This is a genomic window from Streptomyces sp. NPDC002588, assembly GCF_040295925.1.
Lineage (GTDB): Bacteria > Actinomycetota > Actinomycetes > Streptomycetales > Streptomycetaceae > Streptomyces.
Window position 1 is genome coordinate 80,377 of sequence record NZ_JBEOWF010000008.1, and the last position, 16,991, is coordinate 97,367.

Sequence of the window (16,991 nt, forward strand, 5' to 3'; positions counted from 1 at the left end):
GGGTCGTACGGTTGGCGGAGTGAGCAGGCACAGGCATCGGCGCCGGGCGCCAGAGAAGCAGCCGCAGCAGCGGGTCGTGCTGCGGGCCCTCATAGCCGGCGGGCTGGTCGCGGCCCTCGGGGTCGGAGTGGGGCTGTGGGCCTCGGCCGACGGGGACGACAGCACGGTCGCGGGATCCGTGGCGGGACGGCAGACCTCCCGGGGGGCCGCCACCGGCGACGGGCCGTCCGCCTCCGCGGCGAGGACCTCCGCCGCCCCCAGCCCCACCCGCACCTACCCCCTGTCCACCGCCCCCCGCACCATTCCCGCCGTCCGCACCCACTCGGCCGCCCGCGGCCCCGGCTGGCGGCCCACCGCCGAGTACCGGGTGGTCGTGAGCGACCCGAGCCTCACCGACGAGGGGCGGCTGATCGCCGGGGAGCTGGGGATGACGTACGCGGGGGAGAAGGACGACGTCCGCTTCGGCGACCTGCGGCTGACGATCGGCGGCGGGAGCGGGAACCCGGAGTCGTACACCATGAACGTAGGGCGAGGGCGGGTCACCGTCAGCGGGCCCTCCGACGCCGGCGTCTTCTACGGCACCCGCACGCTCAAGCAGGAGGTGAAGGGCGCGGGCAGGGCCCCGGAGGGCATCGTGCGGGACGCGCCCGCCAAGCCGCAGCGGGCCTTCTCCCTGGACATCGCGCGCAAGTACTTCTCCCCGGGGTGGATCGAGGACCGGATCCGGGAGCTCGGGGACCTGAAGTACAACCAGTTCGGACTGCACTTCTCCGACGACCAGGCCTTCCGGATCGAGTCCGACACGCACCCGGAGATCGTGGCGCAGCAGCACCTCACCAAGGCCCAGGTCAAGCAGATCGTCGACCTCGCCGCCTCGCGGCACATCACCGTCGTCCCGGAGATCGACTCGCCCGGCCACCTCGGGGCCGTCCTCGCCGCCCATCCCGAGCTGCAGCTGCGCAATGTGAACGGGGTGGCGACGCGCGGGGCGATCGACATCTCCAAGGACGCCTCCGGGAAGCTCCTCGACGACCTGCTGGGCGAGTACGCGGGCCTGTTCCCCGGCGCGCAGTGGCACCTCGGCGGCGACGAGTACCAGGCGCTGACCGTCTCCAGCCCGGCCGCCTCCTACCCGCAGCTCGCCACCGCGGCGCGGCAGCGCTACGGCTCCGGAGCGGGCGTCGCCGACCTCGCGACGGGCTGGCTCAACGACCGCGCCGACACCGTCCGCGCCCACGACCGGACCATGCGGGTGTGGAACGACGGCTTCTTCCGCGGCACGACCGTGAAGCCCGCCTCCGACCTCGTGGTCGCGTACTGGACGGGCAAGGAGATCGGGGCGCGGGTGCCGACGGAGTACCTGAGCACCGGGCGCAAGGTGCTCAACTACAACGACGAGTACCTCTACTACGTCCTCGGCGAGCCGAACGACTTCGCCTACCCGACCGGACAGCGCATCTACCAGCAGTGGACCCCGCGGGTGCTGCGCGGCACGACGGCGGTGCCGGCGAGGTACGACAGCCAGATCCTCGGCGGGTCCTTCTCCGTGTGGTGCGATCTCGCGAACTCGCAGACGGAAGGCCAGGTCGCCGCCGGAGTCCGGATGCCGCTGCGGGCCCTCGCGCAGAAGCTGTGGGACGCGCGGACGCCGTCGATGTCCTGGACGCAGTTCACCTCACTGGCGGGGCGGCTGGGCTGAGGCAGGGCACCCGGCAGGGCGCCCCTTGGCTGAAAATCCACTGTGTGACAGTCTTCCTTCGTCGCGCGCAGTAAGGGAAAGTGCGGGCTCCGTGAGGCGGGCGCCCTGGCGAGGGAGACGTGGATGAGCCTGGTGGAACTGATCGCGCAGGCCGACGAACGCGGGCTGGCCACCAGCGGGCTGGCCTGTTTGGATCGATGCGTGCCCCTGCTCGGCGGCCAGGACGACACCCTCCGGCCGCTGTGGGCGAGCCTCGCCGAGACCGGTGCCGGTCCCGGTGCCGGTGCCGGTTCCGAGGACTGGGGCACGTGCCTGGAACAGGTGCGCTCCAAGCTGGCGTCGGGCGAGGACGACGGGGAGGCCGCGCTGCTCGCCCGCCGGATGCTCGACGCGGCTCCGGCCGACCGGTCCGCCGCCGAGGTGCGGTTGTGGGCGGACGCCTGCTCCGTCGCCTCGCTCCAGATCCACCGCCTGCTCGACCCGGCCGAGGACGCCGGCTCCGTCGACTCCCGCCGCGCGGGCCGTACGGAGGGCATGCCGCCCCTCGTCGCCGCCGAGCTGCGCCGCCAGGTCACCGTCCTGGAGCTCCTCGCGGCCCACGGCGCGGGCGGACTGCGTCGCGCGCTGGACGTGTCCACGGAGGGGCGCAGAGTGCTGCGCGCGGTGGTGTCCCGGCGGGCACGGGGGCGCGCCTGAGCGCCGACCTGGTGGGCGGCGGTCGGTGGACAGTACAGCTTGTGACATTTCCGGGCGGGGCGGCGCTGATGACCGTGGGGGCGTGCGCCCCGCGACGGAATCGTGCGAAGTGTGAACGAGGACTGTCTTGGGCCAGGGAGGGGAACCCCGGCGGGCGCAGGCGGACGACGGGGAACTGGGTGCGGCCGTGGCGCGGGCCCGGGACGGGGACGAGGCCGCGTTCGCCGTCGCGTACCGGATCGTGCAGCCGGGGCTGCTCGGCTATCTGCGCGGGATCGTCGGCGACGACGCCGAGGACGTGGCGTCCGACGCCTGGCTGGAGATCGCCCGTGACCTCGGACGGTTCAAGGGGGACGGCGCGGGGTTCCGCGGCTGGACCGCGACCATCGCCCGGCACCGGGCCCTGGACCATCTGCGCCGCCGCCGCGTGCGGCCCCGGACGACGGCGCTGGAGCAGGACGCCGTAACCGACCTGCCCGGCCCGTACAGCACTCATGACCAGGCGCTGGAGTCCCTCTCCACCCAACACGCCCTGGAACTGGTCCGCGGGCTGCCGCAGGACCAGGCGGAGGCCGTGCTGCTGCGGGTCGTCGTAGGACTGGACGGGCCCGCCGCCGCCCGCGTCCTCGGCAAGCGCCCGGGTGCCGTGCGCACGGCCGCGCACCGCGGCCTGAGACGGCTGGCCCGTCGGCTGGCCGTCACGGTCACGGACGAGGAGGTGGAGGAGGAGGTTAGCGATGGTGACCGCGGTGCGCCGGGAGATCGGTGACGGGTGAACGGGCGGACGCCGGAGGGGCGCCTGCCGGACCGTGGAGTCGCCGAAGCAACGGCCGGGGCCGCCACCCCCCACAGGAGAGGCCCCGGCCGTCGCGCGGCACGGGTCGCGCGGCGGCCCGTACTCCCTACAGCGCCATGAGTGCGTTTTCTGTCACACCTTCCGGCCCCCTTCCCGCGTCACGAGTCAGTTGCATGTTCTACGGACGTGGACGGCCGACAGTTTCAGGTCGTAACGTGCCTTTCGCGCCGAACGGCCAAGCGGCAGACCACCGCACCGACCTGCGGTCCGAGGACCGCGAACCATCGACCGAGGAACCGCCACGTGGGGGACGACGCGGAGCTGACAGCCGCGGTGCTTGCGGCACAGGACGGAGACGAGACCGCGTTCCGGACCGTGTACCGCTCGGTGCACCCGCGGCTGCTCGGATACGTGCGCACGCTCGTCGGCGATCTCGACGCCGAGGACGTGGCCTCCGAGTCCTGGCTCCAGATCGCCCGTGACCTGGAGCGGTTCAGCGGGGACGCGGACCGCTTCCGCGGCTGGGCCGCCCGGATCGCCCGCAACCGCGCACTGGACCACATCCGCATGCGCGGGCGGCGTCCGGCCATAGGCGGCGACGAGACCGAGCTGACCGGCCGGCCCGCCGAGTCCGACACCGCTGGCGAGGCCATCGAGGCGCTCGCCACCGGCCGCACCCTGGACCTCATCGCCCGGCTGCCGCAGGACCAGGCCGAGGCCGTCGTCCTGCGGGTCGTGATGGGCCTGGACGCCAAGACCGCCGCCGAGACGCTCGGCAAACGGCCCGGCGCCGTCCGTACCGCCGCGCACCGCGGCCTGAAGAAGCTCGCCGAACTGCTCGGCGAGGACCCGGAGTCGGCCGGTGCGCTGGACGCCCTGCCGCCCCAGCGGGGGCCGCGGCCCGGCGCGATAACGTCCGCGAGTGTGACGCATGCGCGCACGCGGACGCAGAAGGACATGTGATGGCCGACAAGCAGGACAGGTGGCTCGACCGAGAGACGGCGGAGCGTCTGCTGCGCGGTGAGTCACCCGGCGACGCTGTCGGCCCCGAGGCCCGCGAACAGGCCGAGCAGCTCGCCAGGACGCTGGCCGCGCTCGCCGCGCTGGGCGACGGACCGACGCTCGCCGGTCTCCACGCCGACGAGGAACTCCCCGGTGAGTCCGCGGCCCTGAAGGCCTTCAGCGAGGCCCGCGCGGAACGGGAGCGGAGGCAGTCCCCGGCCGCCTTCCCCGGCGCCGGGGCCCATCCCACCGACGAGGCCGACGCCGGACTGGTCCGCATCGGCGGCCCCACTCGTGAGAAGCGGTACGGCGGACGGAGCCGGTCCGTGCGGTTCGGGCTGGCCGCCGCGCTCGCCGTCGGCATCGTCGGCGGGGTCGCGGCCGGTACCGGTTTCCTGCCCCGCCCGTTCGACGGCACCGGACCGGAACCCGGAGCCTCCGTCTCGGCCGCCGTGAGCCCCGACCGCCCGCCGGTCTCACCGTCGCCGGGCGCCTCGGACGGCGGCGGTACGGACGCGGCGGCCCCGGACGGCGGCAGCGGCCCGCCCGGCAGCGCCGCCACCGGCGGCGGGAAGACGGCCGGCGGTTCCTCCGCCGCCCCGGGCACGCCCGGCACCTGGCCGAAAGGCGTGACCTTGTCCTGCCGCGACATCCGCGCGGGCCGGACCCTGGCCCCCGGGCGCCGCACCACCCTGGAGAACCTGGCGGGCGGCCGGTCGCGGGTGCCGAAGTACTGCGCGGACGTCCTCGACGGCGGCCAAGGCGGGGTTGCCGGTACGGGCTCCCCGGGCGGGGACGACGACAACACCGGCGCCGACGGCGGCACGGGGCGCGACGGCAGGTCGGGCGGCGGCAGCGGCGGCTCGCTCGGCACGGGCCAGGACCAGGACCAGGACCAGGACGACAAGTCCGGCACCGGCACCACGTCCGGCACCGACGTCGGCACCGGCACGGGCACCGGTCATGGCGGTGGCCGGGCCTCCGGCGGCCACGGCGGCGGCAGCCACCACTGAGGGCTGTCACTGGGGCGGGCGTCGAAAGTCCCGCCCGGCGTCATCTCTTCAGCCCACTGACCTGCGGTTTCGTGATCCCGCAGAATTTTTTTCCCGGGAGGTGTGACGTTTTCGGCGCCCGGGGCGCAGTAGATAGTGAGCCGACTGGTCATCGGCCCTCGCACTGAGCCGGGGTTCCCCCCGTACCTACGGCTCGTGCACCTGGCGCGGGCGGGACACGTTCCCCCGGTCCCGCCCGCGCCCCAGAACTCACCAGGACACGACGACCTTGTCGCCGTTCCGCACCTGGGCGAAGAGCGCCGAGATCGCCGCCTCGTCCCGTACGTTCACACAGCCGTGCGAGGCACCGGCGTAGCCCCGGGCCGCGAAGTCCGCCGAGTAGTGCACCGCCTGCCCGCCGCTGAAGAACATCGCGTACGGCATCGGCGTGTGGAAGAGCGTGGACACATGGTCGCGGGACTTCAGGAAGACGTGGAACACGCCTTCCCGCGTCGGCGTGTACTGAGAGCCGAACCGGACCGACATCGTCGACACGGTCCGGCCGTCGATCATCCAGCGCAGGGTGCGGCTCGTCTTGTCGACGCACAGCACCCGCCCCGTCAGACACCGGGAGTCGGGTGCGGCGGCCGGCTGACCGCCCATCGGATACAGCTCCCACTGCCCCGGTTCGTGGGACATGCCGACCAGCCGCCGCCAGGTGACGGTGTCCGTCCGTCCCGTCTGCGGCAGCCCCCGCTTGGCCTGGAACCCCTTGACCGCCTGCTCCGTCTGCTCGCCGTACGTCCCCGTCGGGCCCTCGAAGAGCCAGGCGAGCTGCCGCAGCCGGGCCTGGAGTTCGCGCACGTCCCGCCCGGTGTCGCCGCGCGACCACAGGACGGCGGGGGCGGGGGCCGCGCTCGGCTTGTCGTCGGGGGTGGTGGTGCTCGGGTCCGGCGCCGGTGCCGTACGGCTGACGTCGATGTGGACGGGCGGCCGCGTGTGGCCGCCCGCCTGGTCCGGGGCCTGCACGGTACAGCCGCACACCGTCGTCAGAGCCGCCGTGGCCGCCGTGCCGGCCAGGGCGGTGATCGATCTCCGCATCCGCATGCCTGAGATGTTCCCCCCGGATGACTCCGCGCGAACGGCCCGGCATGGTGGTGAACGGGGGCCGCTCGGAGGAAGGCAGCACATCCATGACGCGTGAGTCGGAGTCGGGACTGCCCGTCGAGCCGGTGTACGGGCCGGCGGCGCTGGCGGGCTGGGACCCGGTGGAGAAGCTGGGGGAGCCGGGGGCGTACCCCTTCACCCGCGGTGTGTACCCGTCGATGTACACGAGCCGCCCGTGGACCATGCGGCAGTACGCCGGCTTCGGTACGGCGGCCGAGTCCAACGCCCGCTACCGGCAGCTGATCGCCCACGGCACCACGGGCCTGTCCGTCGCCTTCGACCTGCCGACCCAGATGGGCCACGACTCGGACGCGCCGCTCGCACACGGCGAGGTCGGCAGGGTGGGCGTGGCGATCGACTCGATCGACGACATGCGGGTGCTGTTCGACGGGATCCCGCTGGACACCGTCTCGACCTCGATGACGATCAACGCCCCGGCGGCCCTCCTGCTGCTCCTCCACCAGCTGGTCGCGGAGGAACAGGGGGCAGGCGCCGACCGGCTGACGGGCACGATCCAGAACGACGTGCTGAAGGAGTACATCGCGCGCGGGACGTACATCTTCCCGCCCAGACCGTCCCTGCGGCTGACCGCGGACGTCTTCCGGTACTGCCGGACCGAGATCCCGAAGTGGAACACGATCTCGATCTCCGGCTACCACATGGCGGAGGCGGGGGCGTCGCCCGCGCAGGAGATCGCTTTCACCCTTGCGGACGGTATCGAGTACGTCCGTTCGGCGGTGGCGGCGGGCATGGACGTGGACGATTTCGGCCCGCGGCTGTCCTTCTTCTTCGTGGCGCGGACGACGCTCCTCGAAGAGGTCGCGAAGTTCCGCGCGGCCCGCCGGATCTGGGCGCGGGTGATGAGGGAGGAGTTCGGGGCGAGGAACCCGAAGTCGCTGATGCTGCGGTTCCACACGCAGACGGCCGGGGTGCAGCTGACGGCCCAGCAGCCGGAGGTCAACCTGGTGCGGGTGGCGGTGCAGGGGCTGGCCGCGGTCCTCGGCGGCACCCAGTCCCTGCACACCAACTCCTTCGACGAGGCGCTCGCGCTGCCGACCGAGCGGAGCGCGCGGCTGGCGCTGCGGACGCAGCAGGTACTGGCCCACGAGACGGACGTGACGGCGACGGTGGACCCCTTCGCCGGGTCGTACGCGATCGAGCGGATGACCGACGACGTCGAGGACGCGGCGGTCGGGCTGATGCGGAAGGTGGAGGAGCTGGGCGGAGCGGTCGCCGCCATCGAGCACGGCTTCCAGAAGGGCGAGATCGAGCGCAACGCGTACCGCATCGCGCGGGAGACCGAGTCGGGGGAGCGGGTCGTCGTCGGCGTCAACCGTTTCCGGCTGGACGAGGAGGAGCCGTACGAGCCGCTCCGGGTGGACCCGGCGATCGAGGCCCGGCAGGTCGAGCGGCTGGCGAGGCTGCGGGCGGAACGGGACGGGTCGGCGGTGACCGCGGCTCTCGACGCCCTGCGGCGGGCGGCGGAGGGGACGGACAACGTGCTGTACCCGATGAAGGAGGCACTGCGGGCCCGGGCGACGGTGGGGGAGGTGTGCGGGGCCCTGCGGGGGGTTTGGGGGGTGTACGAGCCGAGCGACGCGTTCTGAGCGACCTGCCATCGGAATCCCAAGGCCGGGTGCGGCAAGCAACCCGACCCCGTCCGCCACCGGATGACTACCGGGCGCCCACCCGCGCCCGGTACTCCTTCAGCCCGGAGTCCGTGTCGCCCGCCCAGCCCACATAGCCGTCCGGCCGCACCAGGAGCGCCCCCTCCGCCAGCTCCAGCAGGGTCCACTCCGGGCCCCGCAGCCGGTCGAAGAGCCGTACGCCGTCCACCGTGACGTCCGGGACACGGTCGCCCGCGCGGAGGGAGCCCGGGGCGGTCCTCGTCTCCTCGCTCAGTGACGACTCCCGGTAGTGCAGGCCCAGCTGGCGCGTCCCCGCGCCCCGGCGGGCCTCGTCGCGGTGGATCGCCGTCGACAGGCCGAGGACGTGCGCGGCGACCGGCCGGCGTTCCTCCTCGTAGGTGTCCAGCAGCGCTTCCGGGGCTCGCCCGGCCAGCACCGCGCCCAGCTTCCAGCCCAGGTTGTACGCGTCCTGGACGCTGGTGTTCAGGCCTTGCCCGCCGGCCGGGGAGTGGACGTGGGCCGCGTCCCCTGCGAGGAAGACGCGTCCCTCGCGGAAGCGGTCCGCCAGGGCCGCGCGGGGGCGGAAGTCCGAGGACCAGCCGACCTCGGTCACGTCCTCGGGGGCGAGGTGTGTGCGCTCGGCCACCACCTTGCGGATGCCCGCCGGGGAGAGGTCGACGTCCGTCCCCTCCGGGAACCGGGCCACCAGCTGGAAGTCCTCCGTGCCCGCCAGCGGGCAGATCGCCGCGAAGCCCGCGCCTTCCCCGCCCGGCGGGAAGACGTGCCACCACGCCCGCTCGAGCCCCGCGATCCGCACGTCCGCCACCAGCATCGGGTCCGGGTCGACGGTCCCGCCCGTCATCCCGATGCCCAGCGCCCGGCGGACCGTCGAGCGGCCCCCGTCCGCCGCGACCGCGTACCGTGCCCGGACCGGCTCGCCGGCGGCGAAGTACGCCGTCACCCCGTCCGCGGACTGCTCGATCCGCACCAGCTCGCGCCCGAAGGCCACCGGCCCGCCCAGCTCCGCCAGCCGTGCCCGCAGGATCTCCTGGTTGCGCCACTGCGGGACCATCCACGGGCCGGTGAAGCGCGAGCCCTCCTCGCCGTCCTCCGCCGGGTCGAACATCCGGTGCTCGCCTGCCTGTTCACCGTCCCGCCAGACCATGCCCACGGGGTAGGGGCCGCCGGCGGCGAGGATCTCGTCCAGGACGCCCAGATCCTCGTAGACCTCCATCGTGCGCGGCTGGAGGCCCTTGCCGCGCGAGCCGGGGGCGAGGGTCTCGCCGCGCTCCACCACCAGCGCGTCCACGCCGCGCCGGGCCAGGTCGATGCCGAGGGCCAGGCCGGTCGGTCCCGCGCCCACGACCAGTATGTCCGTCTGTCGCACAGCCATCTCCTTAACGCTGTTAAGTGCCGTCGGTTCCGACTGTGCCTTTAACGGCGTTAAGCTGTCAACCGTGAGTACCGGACGACCGGCCCCCAGGGCCCCCCTCGACCGCAAGCGCGTCGCGGACACCGCTCTCGCCCTGCTGAACGAGACCGGCCTCGACGGGCTGACCCTGCGGGCCATCGCCAAGGAGCTCGACGTCAAGGCGCCGGCCCTGTACTGGCACTTCAAGGACAAGCAGGCGCTGCTCGACGAGATGGCGACCGAGATGTACCGGCGGATGGTCGCCGGGGCCGAACTCGATCCCGCCGACACCTGGCAGGAGCGGCTGCGCAAGGCCAACCACGGGCTGCGCTCGGCCCTGCTCGCCTACCGGGACGGCGCGAGGGTGTTCAGCGGGTCACGCTTCACCGGCACCGATCACGCCGGGGAGATGGAACAGACCCTGCGGCTGCTCACCGGCGCCGGGTTCACCTTGGGCCAGGCCGTCCGGGCGGCGGCGACGGCGTACTCGTACACCATCGGGTTCGTCATCGAGGAGCAGGGCGTGCAGCCGCTGCCGGACGAGCGGCGCGAAGGCTACGACGTGGCGGAGCGGGCGCGGCTGCTCGCCGACTTCCCGCTGTCGGCGCGGGCGGGCGCGGAGATCTTCGCCGATTACGGCGATCATTTCGGGGAGGGACTGGAACTCGTCATCGCGGGAATCGAGGCTCGATACGGAGTTTCCTGAAAATCGTGCCGCAATTCACCGGGAGTTCATCCGCGCGGGGCCGCCAGTGCCTTCCGCAGCCTCGGCGTCAGGCGCTCCTCCACCAGTTTGTTCATCGCGTACGCCAGCAGCAGCATCGAGGCGATCGTGAGAAGGAAGGTGGCGTACGAGGGCACCCCGAGCCGGCGGTGCAGGGTCTCGACCACCACCCAGCCCAGGTGCTCGTGCACCAGGTAGAAGGGGTACGTCAGCGCCCCGGCCACCGTCAGCCAGCGCCAGTTCACCCGGTCCAGCCGGCCCAGCGCGATCGCGGCGACCGCGACGAACCCGAAGGCGACGACGGCGATGATGCCCCAGGACGTGCGGTGGGCGAAGGCGTTCGGGTCGGAGACGTTCCACAGGGAGCGGACCGCGTAGTGCTGGCCGATCAGGAAGCTCACGCCGACGATGCCCCAGGCGTAGGGGTCGCGGCGGTCGCGGTGGACCAGGTAGAGGCCGACGCCGCCGACGAAGAAGGGCGCGTACTCCGGCATGAACACGAGGTCGAGCAGCGGCTGGTGCGCGCCCTGCGTGATCGCCGCCGCCAGGATCCAGCCCGCGCAGAACAGGATCACCCGCCGCCGGCTCGCTCCCGGCAGGACCACGAACAGCGCGAACAGCGCGTAGAAGCGGACCTCCGCCCACAGCGTCCAGTCCACGCCGAGCACCCGGTCCACGCCCAGCGGCTGCTGAAGCAGGGTCAGGTTCACCAGGACGTCGCTCGGTGAGACCGCCTCGTAGACCACCACCGGCAGCGCGAAGACGGCTGTCACCAGCAGCACCGCCACCCAGTACGCGGGCATCAGACGGGCCGCGCGGGAGGCGAAGAAGGAGCGCACCGAGCGGCCCCAGCCGCTCATGCTGATCACGAAACCGCTGATCACGAAGAAGACCTGGACGCCCAGACAGCCGTAGGCGAAGGGCGTGTGCAGGGTCGGGAACACCTTCGCGGCCGAGGCGCCCCAGGCGTGGGTGATCTCGCCGCCCCGGCCGCCGTAGTGGTAGCCGGCCACCATCAGGGCCGCGATCAGCCGCAGTCCGTCCAGGGCTCGCAGCCGGCCGCCGCCGGAGCGGGCCGCCTTCACGGGAATGACGGCAGGCGGGTCCTGCGTCGTGGTGGCGACCGTCTGCGTCACGCCTGTGTACCTCTTGGATGAAAAAGCGGGTGCTGTCCATGTGGAGCCTATGTCCTCACCCTCGAAACTTCTGTTCGACAGAGGCAGCATTCGCTCTCAGGTACCGAGGGGTTCACCTGAGCGTCGCTTTCCTTTCTTACGGTCTTCCAACCTCACCAGGTTTTGGTACGTCAATACGCTTTTCTTACGCCGAGTCTTACGCCCAGGAGAACCATGACGAGGGTCCGCAGCAGATGGTCACGCTCCCGGCCGGAGGGGCCCACGTCGGCGCCGCCGACCGCGCAGCCCGCACCGGTCGAGCTGGACGACTGCCTGCGCGCGTGCGCCGTGCACAGCGGCAAGCTCGTCGGCAGCCTCGACCCCAAGCGCCTCCAGCTCGCCGAGTCGCTGCGCCAGCTCCTCGCCGCGTGGGCGACCCAGGAGACCGCCGCGCCCGCGCCGGTCACGGCCTCCAGCCTCCTGAGGCGCACCAAGGCGGCCGCGTCCGGCGGCGGCAGCCTCAGCAACAGCGTCCTCGACGCGCTGCTGGCCGTGGGCAACAAGGCGGTCGTCTGTCCTTACGACGACGAACTGAACCTGGCCCTCCTCATCACCGACGCCATCCTCCAGCTGCGCCGGGGTTCCCGCGCCGGCTGGCGGCTGCGCGGCCGGGTCCTGGAGGCCCTGGGCCTGCCGGAGGCCGCCGCCGAGGCCTACGAGCGCTACCTCGAACTCACCAAGGAGGACGGCTACGGCGTCCGCGCCCGCGTCGACGGCATCCACGCCGCCACCAGGGCCCGCGCCGAGCTGCTCACCCTGCTGGAGCGCACGGTCCCCGAGTCCGCCCGCTTCGCCGACGAGCCCGCCACCGACATCTGGGCCGAGGGCCTCGCCGCGCACGCCGCCGGCGACACCTCCGGCGCCCAGGCCCGTCTGGTCGGCGCGCTCCTCGCGATGGACCGGCAGAGCACGCCCGAGCAGGAGACCCAGGAGGCCCTGGCGCACTACCTGGACCTGGCCACCGGCCGGCAGACCCGGCCCACCGGCGAGCTCACCCAGGCCCTCGCCCTCTACGCCGACGCCCGCCGGAACCGGATGCGCGGCCCGGTCCCCGACCCCCTGTTCGGCGGCGTGCAGTGGCTCAGCCTCGGCGAGTTCCGCAACCGGATCGCCGGCAAGTCGATCTGCCTCATCGCCAACTCCGGCAAGGTCGGGACGAGTTCCCTCGGAGGTGAGATCGACGGCTACGACCTCGTCGTCCGCTTCAACTCGTACCGCATCGACCCGGCGCACACCGGCAAGAAGACCGACATCCACGTCACCATCCACAAGCACAACTACAACTGGGACCAGCGCGTCGACACCCGGCTCGTGTTCAGCGGCAGCTCGCCCGACTGGAAGTACTCGGTCCGCAACAAGCTGATCCCGGGCGCGCAGACCTACGTCAACGACGAGTCGCTGCGCTGGCCGGTGCGGGGCATCGGCGGCTGGACCACCGAGCAGTGGGCGGCGATCCCCACCTCCGGCTTCAACATGCTGTGGCTGCTCGACTACCTCGACGTCAGCCCCACGCTCGACCTGATCGGCTTCGACTTCTACGAGAGCGGCGCCTACCGCCTCCCCGAGGCGATGAAGCTGGCCATCACCAACGTGCACGAATACGGCAGCGAGAAGGCGTGGGTCATGGAACGGGCCCAGAGCGTCTCCGGCATGAGGATTTCCCTGCGATGACGACCACGACACCCGCCATAGCCGCGCCCGCCACCGACGCGAGCGCCCTGACCGGCAAGCGCCGCATCGCCTTCGCGAGCTTCGTCGACGAGAACTACCTCCCCGGCTTCCTCGTCCTGCTGCGCTCCCTCGCGCTGTCCAACCCGGACGTCTGCGAGGACTTCCTCGTCTTCCACGACGACCTGCGCCCCGCGTCCGTCGCCGCCATCCGCGCCCTGCACCCGCGTGTGCAGTTCCGCCGCGTGGACGCCGACCACTACGACTCCTACGTCAAGGGCGACCAGGACAACTACCTGGTCCGCAAGGCGTACTTCATCCTCGACGTCTTCCGGATCCGCGACTACGACACCGTGATCACCCTGGACACCGACATGGTGGTCCTCGGCCCGGTCAAGGAGCTCCTCATGCTGCGCCACGGCCTCGCCGCCGTCCCGCAGTTCTTCTACGGCGACAAGACCCGCATGCTCAACAGCGGTCTCCTCGTCATCCAGAAGGAGTACCTGACCGACGAGTTCTGCGCGAAGATCGACGCGATCGGCCGCAGCGGCAAGTACGAGCTCGACAAGCACGACCAGGGCATCCTCAACGCCCTCCTCGACGGCGACTTCGTCGACCTCGACCCCAAGTACAACTACGTCAAGCGCCGCCTCTCCGGCGACCTCCCGGTCCCCGAGGAGACGGCCGTCCTGCACTTCACCGGCCGCCACAAGCCCTGGCAGGGCGGCGAGGCGGGCTACGGCCAGGCGCAGGAGCGCTGGGCCGAGTTCGAGCTCACCGACGCCGAACTCCACGCCGCCTTCCTGGAGGCCGGCGAGGCCCACCACGACCTCCTCGTCCACTACGGCACCCCGCACGTCGAGCGCACCGGCGACATCGACACCGCCCGCAGGGTCGCCCTCGCCCACATCGGCTCCGGCGACTTCCAGTCCGCCGTCGACATCCTGGAGCGCGTGCACCTGCCGGTCGACGAGGCCTGGCCGCACGAGGTGTACGGCAACGCCCTGATGAGCGTCTCCCGCTACGAGGAGGCCAGGGCGCAGCTCCACCTCGCCACCGCCGCCCCCAACCGGGCCGCCACCGCCTTCTCCCGGCTCGCCCAGATCTCCTGGGTGCACGGCGACGACGCGAAGGCCCGCGAGTACGCCATGGCCGGCCTCACCGTCGACCCCACGCACCGCGCCAGCCGCATCTGGCACCAGCGCACCACCGGCATCCCGGCCCAGCCCGCCGGCCGCCCCGAGGACCAGCTCGCGCACGTCGCGTTCTACATGGACCGCCAGGGCAACGCGGGCGACAAGCTGCTCCCGGAGAGCGTCCGGCTCGCCTTCGGCAAGGACACCACCTCGCGCCGCTGGCACTCCGTGCACGCCCACCGCCTCTTCGACGAGGCCGCCCTGGAACGTGTCAACGCCCGCAAGGGCCTGGTCATCGGCGGCGGCGGACTCTTCATCCCCGACACCATGCCCAACGGCAACAGCGCCTGGCAGTGGAACGTCTCCGACGAGATGCTCAGCGGCATCGACGTACCGATCGCGGTCTACGCCGTCGGCTTCAACGCCTTCGACGGCCAGTCCTACCGGGCCAACCGGTTCCGGGAGTCGCTGCGCCTCCTCGTCGAGCGCTCCTCGTTCTTCGGCCTGCGCAACCACGGCTCCATCGAGAAGGTGCGGGCCATGCTCCCCTCGCACCTGCACGACAAGGTCCGCTTCCAGCCCTGCCCGACCACGGTCACCCGCCAGCTCGTCGACGGCTGGCAGGACCCGGCGACCCGCGAGGACACCATCCTCCTCAACGCCGCCTACGACCGCGCGGGCCTGCGCTTCGGCCACGACTACGGCTACTTCCTCGCCCAGATGGCCAAGGCCGTACGCGAGTTGGGCAAGCTCGCCGAGGTGAAGTGCGCCGCGCACTCGCTGGACGACGAGAAGCTCGCCTTCGACCTGCGCCGCGAGCACGGCGTGTCGATGCCCGTCATCCCGATGTACGACTTCGACAACGACGAGATCCGCGACCTGTACGCGCGCACCAAGCTGGTCATCGGCATGCGCGGCCACGCCGGCATGATCCCGTTCGGCTGCGGCACGCCCATCATCAGCCTCATATCGCACCCGAAGATGGCGTACTTCCTGCGCGACATCGACCGCCCCGAGTGGGGTGTCTCGGTGCACGACCGCAACCTCGCCGACCTGCTCGTGGAGCGCTCCCGCGACCTGCTCGCCGACCACGACCGCACGGTCGCCGACGTGCACGGCCGCCAGCAGGAACTGTGGAAGACCACCGAGGCGAACGCGGCCGACCTGCGCACCATCCTGGGCGGCTGATCCCATGGCGACGACGACCGCCCCGGTCGACGCGCCGCCCGCCCCGCACGCCCGCCGGTCACCCCTGTGGTGGCCGGTGGTCGCGGTTCCGGCGACGGCGGCCGTGATCTACACGGTCCTCACCCGGCGTCTGACGGGTGACCTGCAGTACGTGCTCGCCGCGCTGCGCCTGGGCGGGGACGCCGGCTACTCCCCGTCCGAGGTCTTCACCCACCGGCCGTTCTTCTACCGGTGGTTCGTGGCCCTGCTGGACATGCCCACCTCCGGCGGCGTGGTCGTACGGGAGACGATCATCGAAGCCGAGGGTGCGGTCCTCGTCGCCGCGGCGGCCTTCGCCCTCCACACGGCGCTGCTGAGGCGGACCACGCCCCGCGAGGCGGCGCTCACCGCGGGAGCCACCGGACTCGTCCTCGTCCTGGCGCCCCGCACCGACTTCCTCCAGCCGGAGTGGACCGCGGTGGTCCTGACGGTCTTCGGCGTCGCGGCCGCCCTCGGCGTCCGCCGGCCCTGGCAGGCCGCCCTCCTCGCCGCCGTCCCGCTGGGACTCGCGGTGATGATGAAGTACTCCACCGCCTCCACGGCCGCCTTCGGCATCCTCGTCCTGTGGGCCGTCGATCGGGGCCGCGCCGTACGCACCGCCCTCGTCGCCGCGGTGAGCGCGATCGCGCTGTTCGGCCTGAGCGTCCTCGCCGGCTCCCACGAGCTGCAGTGGACCCACGACATGCCGCAGATCAACCAGTCGGCGCTGAGCCGCACCGGCATCCGCCCGGAGTTCATCCTGCACCGCTCCTACGAGTTCCTCGCGGACCGGTCGATCCTCACCCCGGTGCTGCTGCTCCTGCCCGGCGCGCTGCTGCTCCTGCTCACCCGCGTCCAGGGCCGGGCCCGCCGCCTGGAACTCCTCGCCGTCGCGGCGCTCATCGGCTTCGGCTCGCTGGCCGTCGTGGTCGTACAGGGCAACTGGTTCCCGTACCACGCCGTCCAGCTGACCGTCGCGGCCGCCGCCGTGTGGGGCCTCGCGGTGGGCGGCTCGCCCACACCTCCGTGGTGCTTCGGCGCCGTGTCCCTGCTGTACGGGACCCTGCCCGCGCTCTACACCCAGCTGCCCAAGGCGCTCCAGCGGGATGCGACGCTGTGGGTGCTCGGGCTGGTCGCCCTGCTCGCCGCGCTGGCCGACACCCGGCTGCGGGGCCTGCCCCGGCGGTCGGCGGCCCTGGTCGCGCTCGCCGGTGTCGTCCTGCTGGCCGGGCCGGTCTGGCCGAGCTCCCCGCATCTGGCCCAGTACGGCAAGGTGTCGGTGACCAATGCAGGGTTTCACCGGAACTCGGAGGTCAAGAAGGAGGCCGCCGACCGGCTGCGCGCCCGGATCCCGGCGGGCGCAAAGGTGCTCTATCTGGCCTTCGGCGACACGGTGTACTACGTCGACCACCCGGCCCAGTGCCGCTACCCGATCGCCACGTTCCTCCAGCGCACCCGCTTCATCCCGGACGTGGCCGACCTGAAGTCGTTCAAGGAGAACGAGAACTGCGTCGACCACGACCCGGCGCCCTACGCGATCCTCGACCGTGCCTGGTTCCGTCTCGCCAAGGTAGACCCGGGCCTGCGCCGGCGCGTGCAGGCGACGTACGACTGCCCGCCGTTGCAGCCGAAGACACCGCTGGTGGTGTGCAAGCGCAGGTGAGCATGTGAAAGGGGCCCCGGTGACAACC

Annotated in this window: 13 protein-coding genes; 10 read left to right on the plus strand and 3 right to left on the minus strand. The window is 72.3% G+C overall.

What is annotated here, in order from left to right; genetic code table 11:
• Positions 1–76 precede the first annotated feature (76 nt).
• From ABT057_RS11075 to ABT057_RS11095, 5 genes are all read left to right on the plus strand, one after another.
• Complete coding sequence (locus ABT057_RS11075) at positions 77–1,699, plus strand: beta-N-acetylhexosaminidase (RefSeq protein ID WP_352342516.1); 1,623 nt, start codon at positions 77–79, stop codon at positions 1,697–1,699.
• 123 nt (positions 1,700–1,822) lie between these two features.
• Positions 1,823–2,395: a hypothetical protein gene (locus ABT057_RS11080; protein ID WP_352342272.1), complete on the plus strand. Its 573-nt coding sequence runs from the start codon at positions 1,823–1,825 to the stop codon at positions 2,393–2,395.
• A gap of 127 nt (positions 2,396–2,522) precedes the next feature.
• Positions 2,523–3,164: an RNA polymerase sigma factor gene (locus ABT057_RS11085; protein ID WP_352342273.1), complete on the plus strand. Its 642-nt coding sequence runs from the start codon at positions 2,523–2,525 to the stop codon at positions 3,162–3,164.
• Positions 3,165–3,494: 330 nt separating this feature from the next.
• The gene (locus tag ABT057_RS11090; protein WP_352342275.1) at positions 3,495–4,154 is read left to right on the plus strand and encodes an RNA polymerase sigma factor; all 660 of its coding nucleotides are present in this window, start codon (positions 3,495–3,497) and stop codon (positions 4,152–4,154) included.
• Positions 4,154–5,206: a hypothetical protein gene (locus ABT057_RS11095; protein WP_352342277.1), complete on the plus strand. Its 1,053-nt coding sequence runs from the start codon at positions 4,154–4,156 to the stop codon at positions 5,204–5,206. Before ABT057_RS11090 ends, ABT057_RS11095 begins: the two co-directional genes overlap by 1 nt.
• A 249-nt stretch (positions 5,207–5,455) precedes the next feature.
• On the opposite strand, the gene ABT057_RS11100 is transcribed toward ABT057_RS11095, so the two are convergent.
• Positions 5,456–6,292: a L,D-transpeptidase family protein gene (locus ABT057_RS11100; RefSeq protein WP_502973856.1), complete on the minus strand. Its 837-nt coding sequence runs from the start codon at positions 6,290–6,292 to the stop codon at positions 5,456–5,458.
• Positions 6,293–6,378: 86 nt separating this feature from the next.
• Between ABT057_RS11100 and ABT057_RS11105 the strand changes: the two genes are divergently transcribed.
• Positions 6,379–7,959: an acyl-CoA mutase large subunit family protein gene (locus ABT057_RS11105; protein WP_352342278.1), complete on the plus strand. Its 1,581-nt coding sequence runs from the start codon at positions 6,379–6,381 to the stop codon at positions 7,957–7,959.
• Positions 7,960–8,026: 67 nt separating this feature from the next.
• Here ABT057_RS11105 and ABT057_RS11110 read toward each other — a convergent pair whose 3' ends face one another.
• Complete coding sequence (locus ABT057_RS11110) at positions 8,027–9,373, minus strand: FAD-dependent monooxygenase (RefSeq protein ID WP_352342279.1); 1,347 nt, start codon at positions 9,371–9,373, stop codon at positions 8,027–8,029.
• A 64-nt stretch (positions 9,374–9,437) separates the two neighbouring features.
• Between ABT057_RS11110 and ABT057_RS11115 the strand changes: the two genes are divergently transcribed.
• A complete protein-coding gene (locus ABT057_RS11115) occupies positions 9,438–10,097 on the plus strand; it encodes a TetR/AcrR family transcriptional regulator C-terminal domain-containing protein (protein ID WP_352342280.1) in 660 nt (219 codons plus the stop codon).
• A 26-nt stretch (positions 10,098–10,123) separates the two neighbouring features.
• Here the strand turns inward: ABT057_RS11115 and ABT057_RS11120 are convergent, their stop codons facing one another.
• The gene (locus tag ABT057_RS11120) at positions 10,124–11,251 is read right to left on the minus strand and encodes an acyltransferase family protein (protein ID WP_352342281.1); all 1,128 of its coding nucleotides are present in this window, start codon (positions 11,249–11,251) and stop codon (positions 10,124–10,126) included.
• A 213-nt stretch (positions 11,252–11,464) separates the two neighbouring features.
• On the opposite strand from ABT057_RS11120, the gene ABT057_RS11125 reads away from it, so the two are divergent.
• Genes ABT057_RS11125 through ABT057_RS11135 form a run of 3 tightly spaced genes read left to right on the plus strand, consistent with a single transcriptional unit; the run spans position 11,465 to position 16,963 of the window.
• Positions 11,465–12,961, plus strand: a complete 1,497-nt coding sequence (locus ABT057_RS11125) for a glycosyltransferase family 29 protein (protein ID WP_352342283.1) — start codon at positions 11,465–11,467, stop codon at positions 12,959–12,961.
• On the plus strand, positions 12,958–15,282 hold the full coding sequence (locus ABT057_RS11130) for a glycosyltransferase (protein WP_352342284.1): 2,325 nt from the start codon (positions 12,958–12,960) through the stop codon (positions 15,280–15,282). Before ABT057_RS11125 ends, ABT057_RS11130 begins: the two co-directional genes overlap by 4 nt.
• Before the next feature lie 4 nt (positions 15,283–15,286).
• Complete coding sequence (locus ABT057_RS11135; RefSeq protein ID WP_352342286.1) at positions 15,287–16,963, plus strand: hypothetical protein; 1,677 nt, start codon at positions 15,287–15,289, stop codon at positions 16,961–16,963.
• Positions 16,964–16,991: the final 28 nt, after the last annotated feature.

Bases quoted from the DNA above. Each gene is read 5' to 3' on its own strand.
- ABT057_RS11100 (WP_502973856.1), bottom strand. From the start codon at position 6,292: ATGCGGATGCGGAGATCGATCACCGCCCTGGCCGGCACGGCGGCCACG.
- ABT057_RS11135 (WP_352342286.1), top strand. From the start codon at position 15,287: ATGGCGACGACGACCGCCCCGGTCGACGCGCCGCCCGCCCCGCACGCC.
- ABT057_RS11095 (WP_352342277.1), top strand. From the start codon at position 4,154: ATGGCCGACAAGCAGGACAGGTGGCTCGACCGAGAGACGGCGGAGCGT.
- ABT057_RS11130 (WP_352342284.1), top strand. From the start codon at position 12,958: ATGACGACCACGACACCCGCCATAGCCGCGCCCGCCACCGACGCGAGC.
- ABT057_RS11080 (WP_352342272.1), top strand. From the start codon at position 1,823: ATGAGCCTGGTGGAACTGATCGCGCAGGCCGACGAACGCGGGCTGGCC.
- ABT057_RS11125 (WP_352342283.1), top strand. From the start codon at position 11,465: ATGACGAGGGTCCGCAGCAGATGGTCACGCTCCCGGCCGGAGGGGCCC.
- ABT057_RS11110 (WP_352342279.1), bottom strand. From the start codon at position 9,373: ATGGCTGTGCGACAGACGGACATACTGGTCGTGGGCGCGGGACCGACC.
- ABT057_RS11105 (WP_352342278.1), top strand. From the start codon at position 6,379: ATGACGCGTGAGTCGGAGTCGGGACTGCCCGTCGAGCCGGTGTACGGG.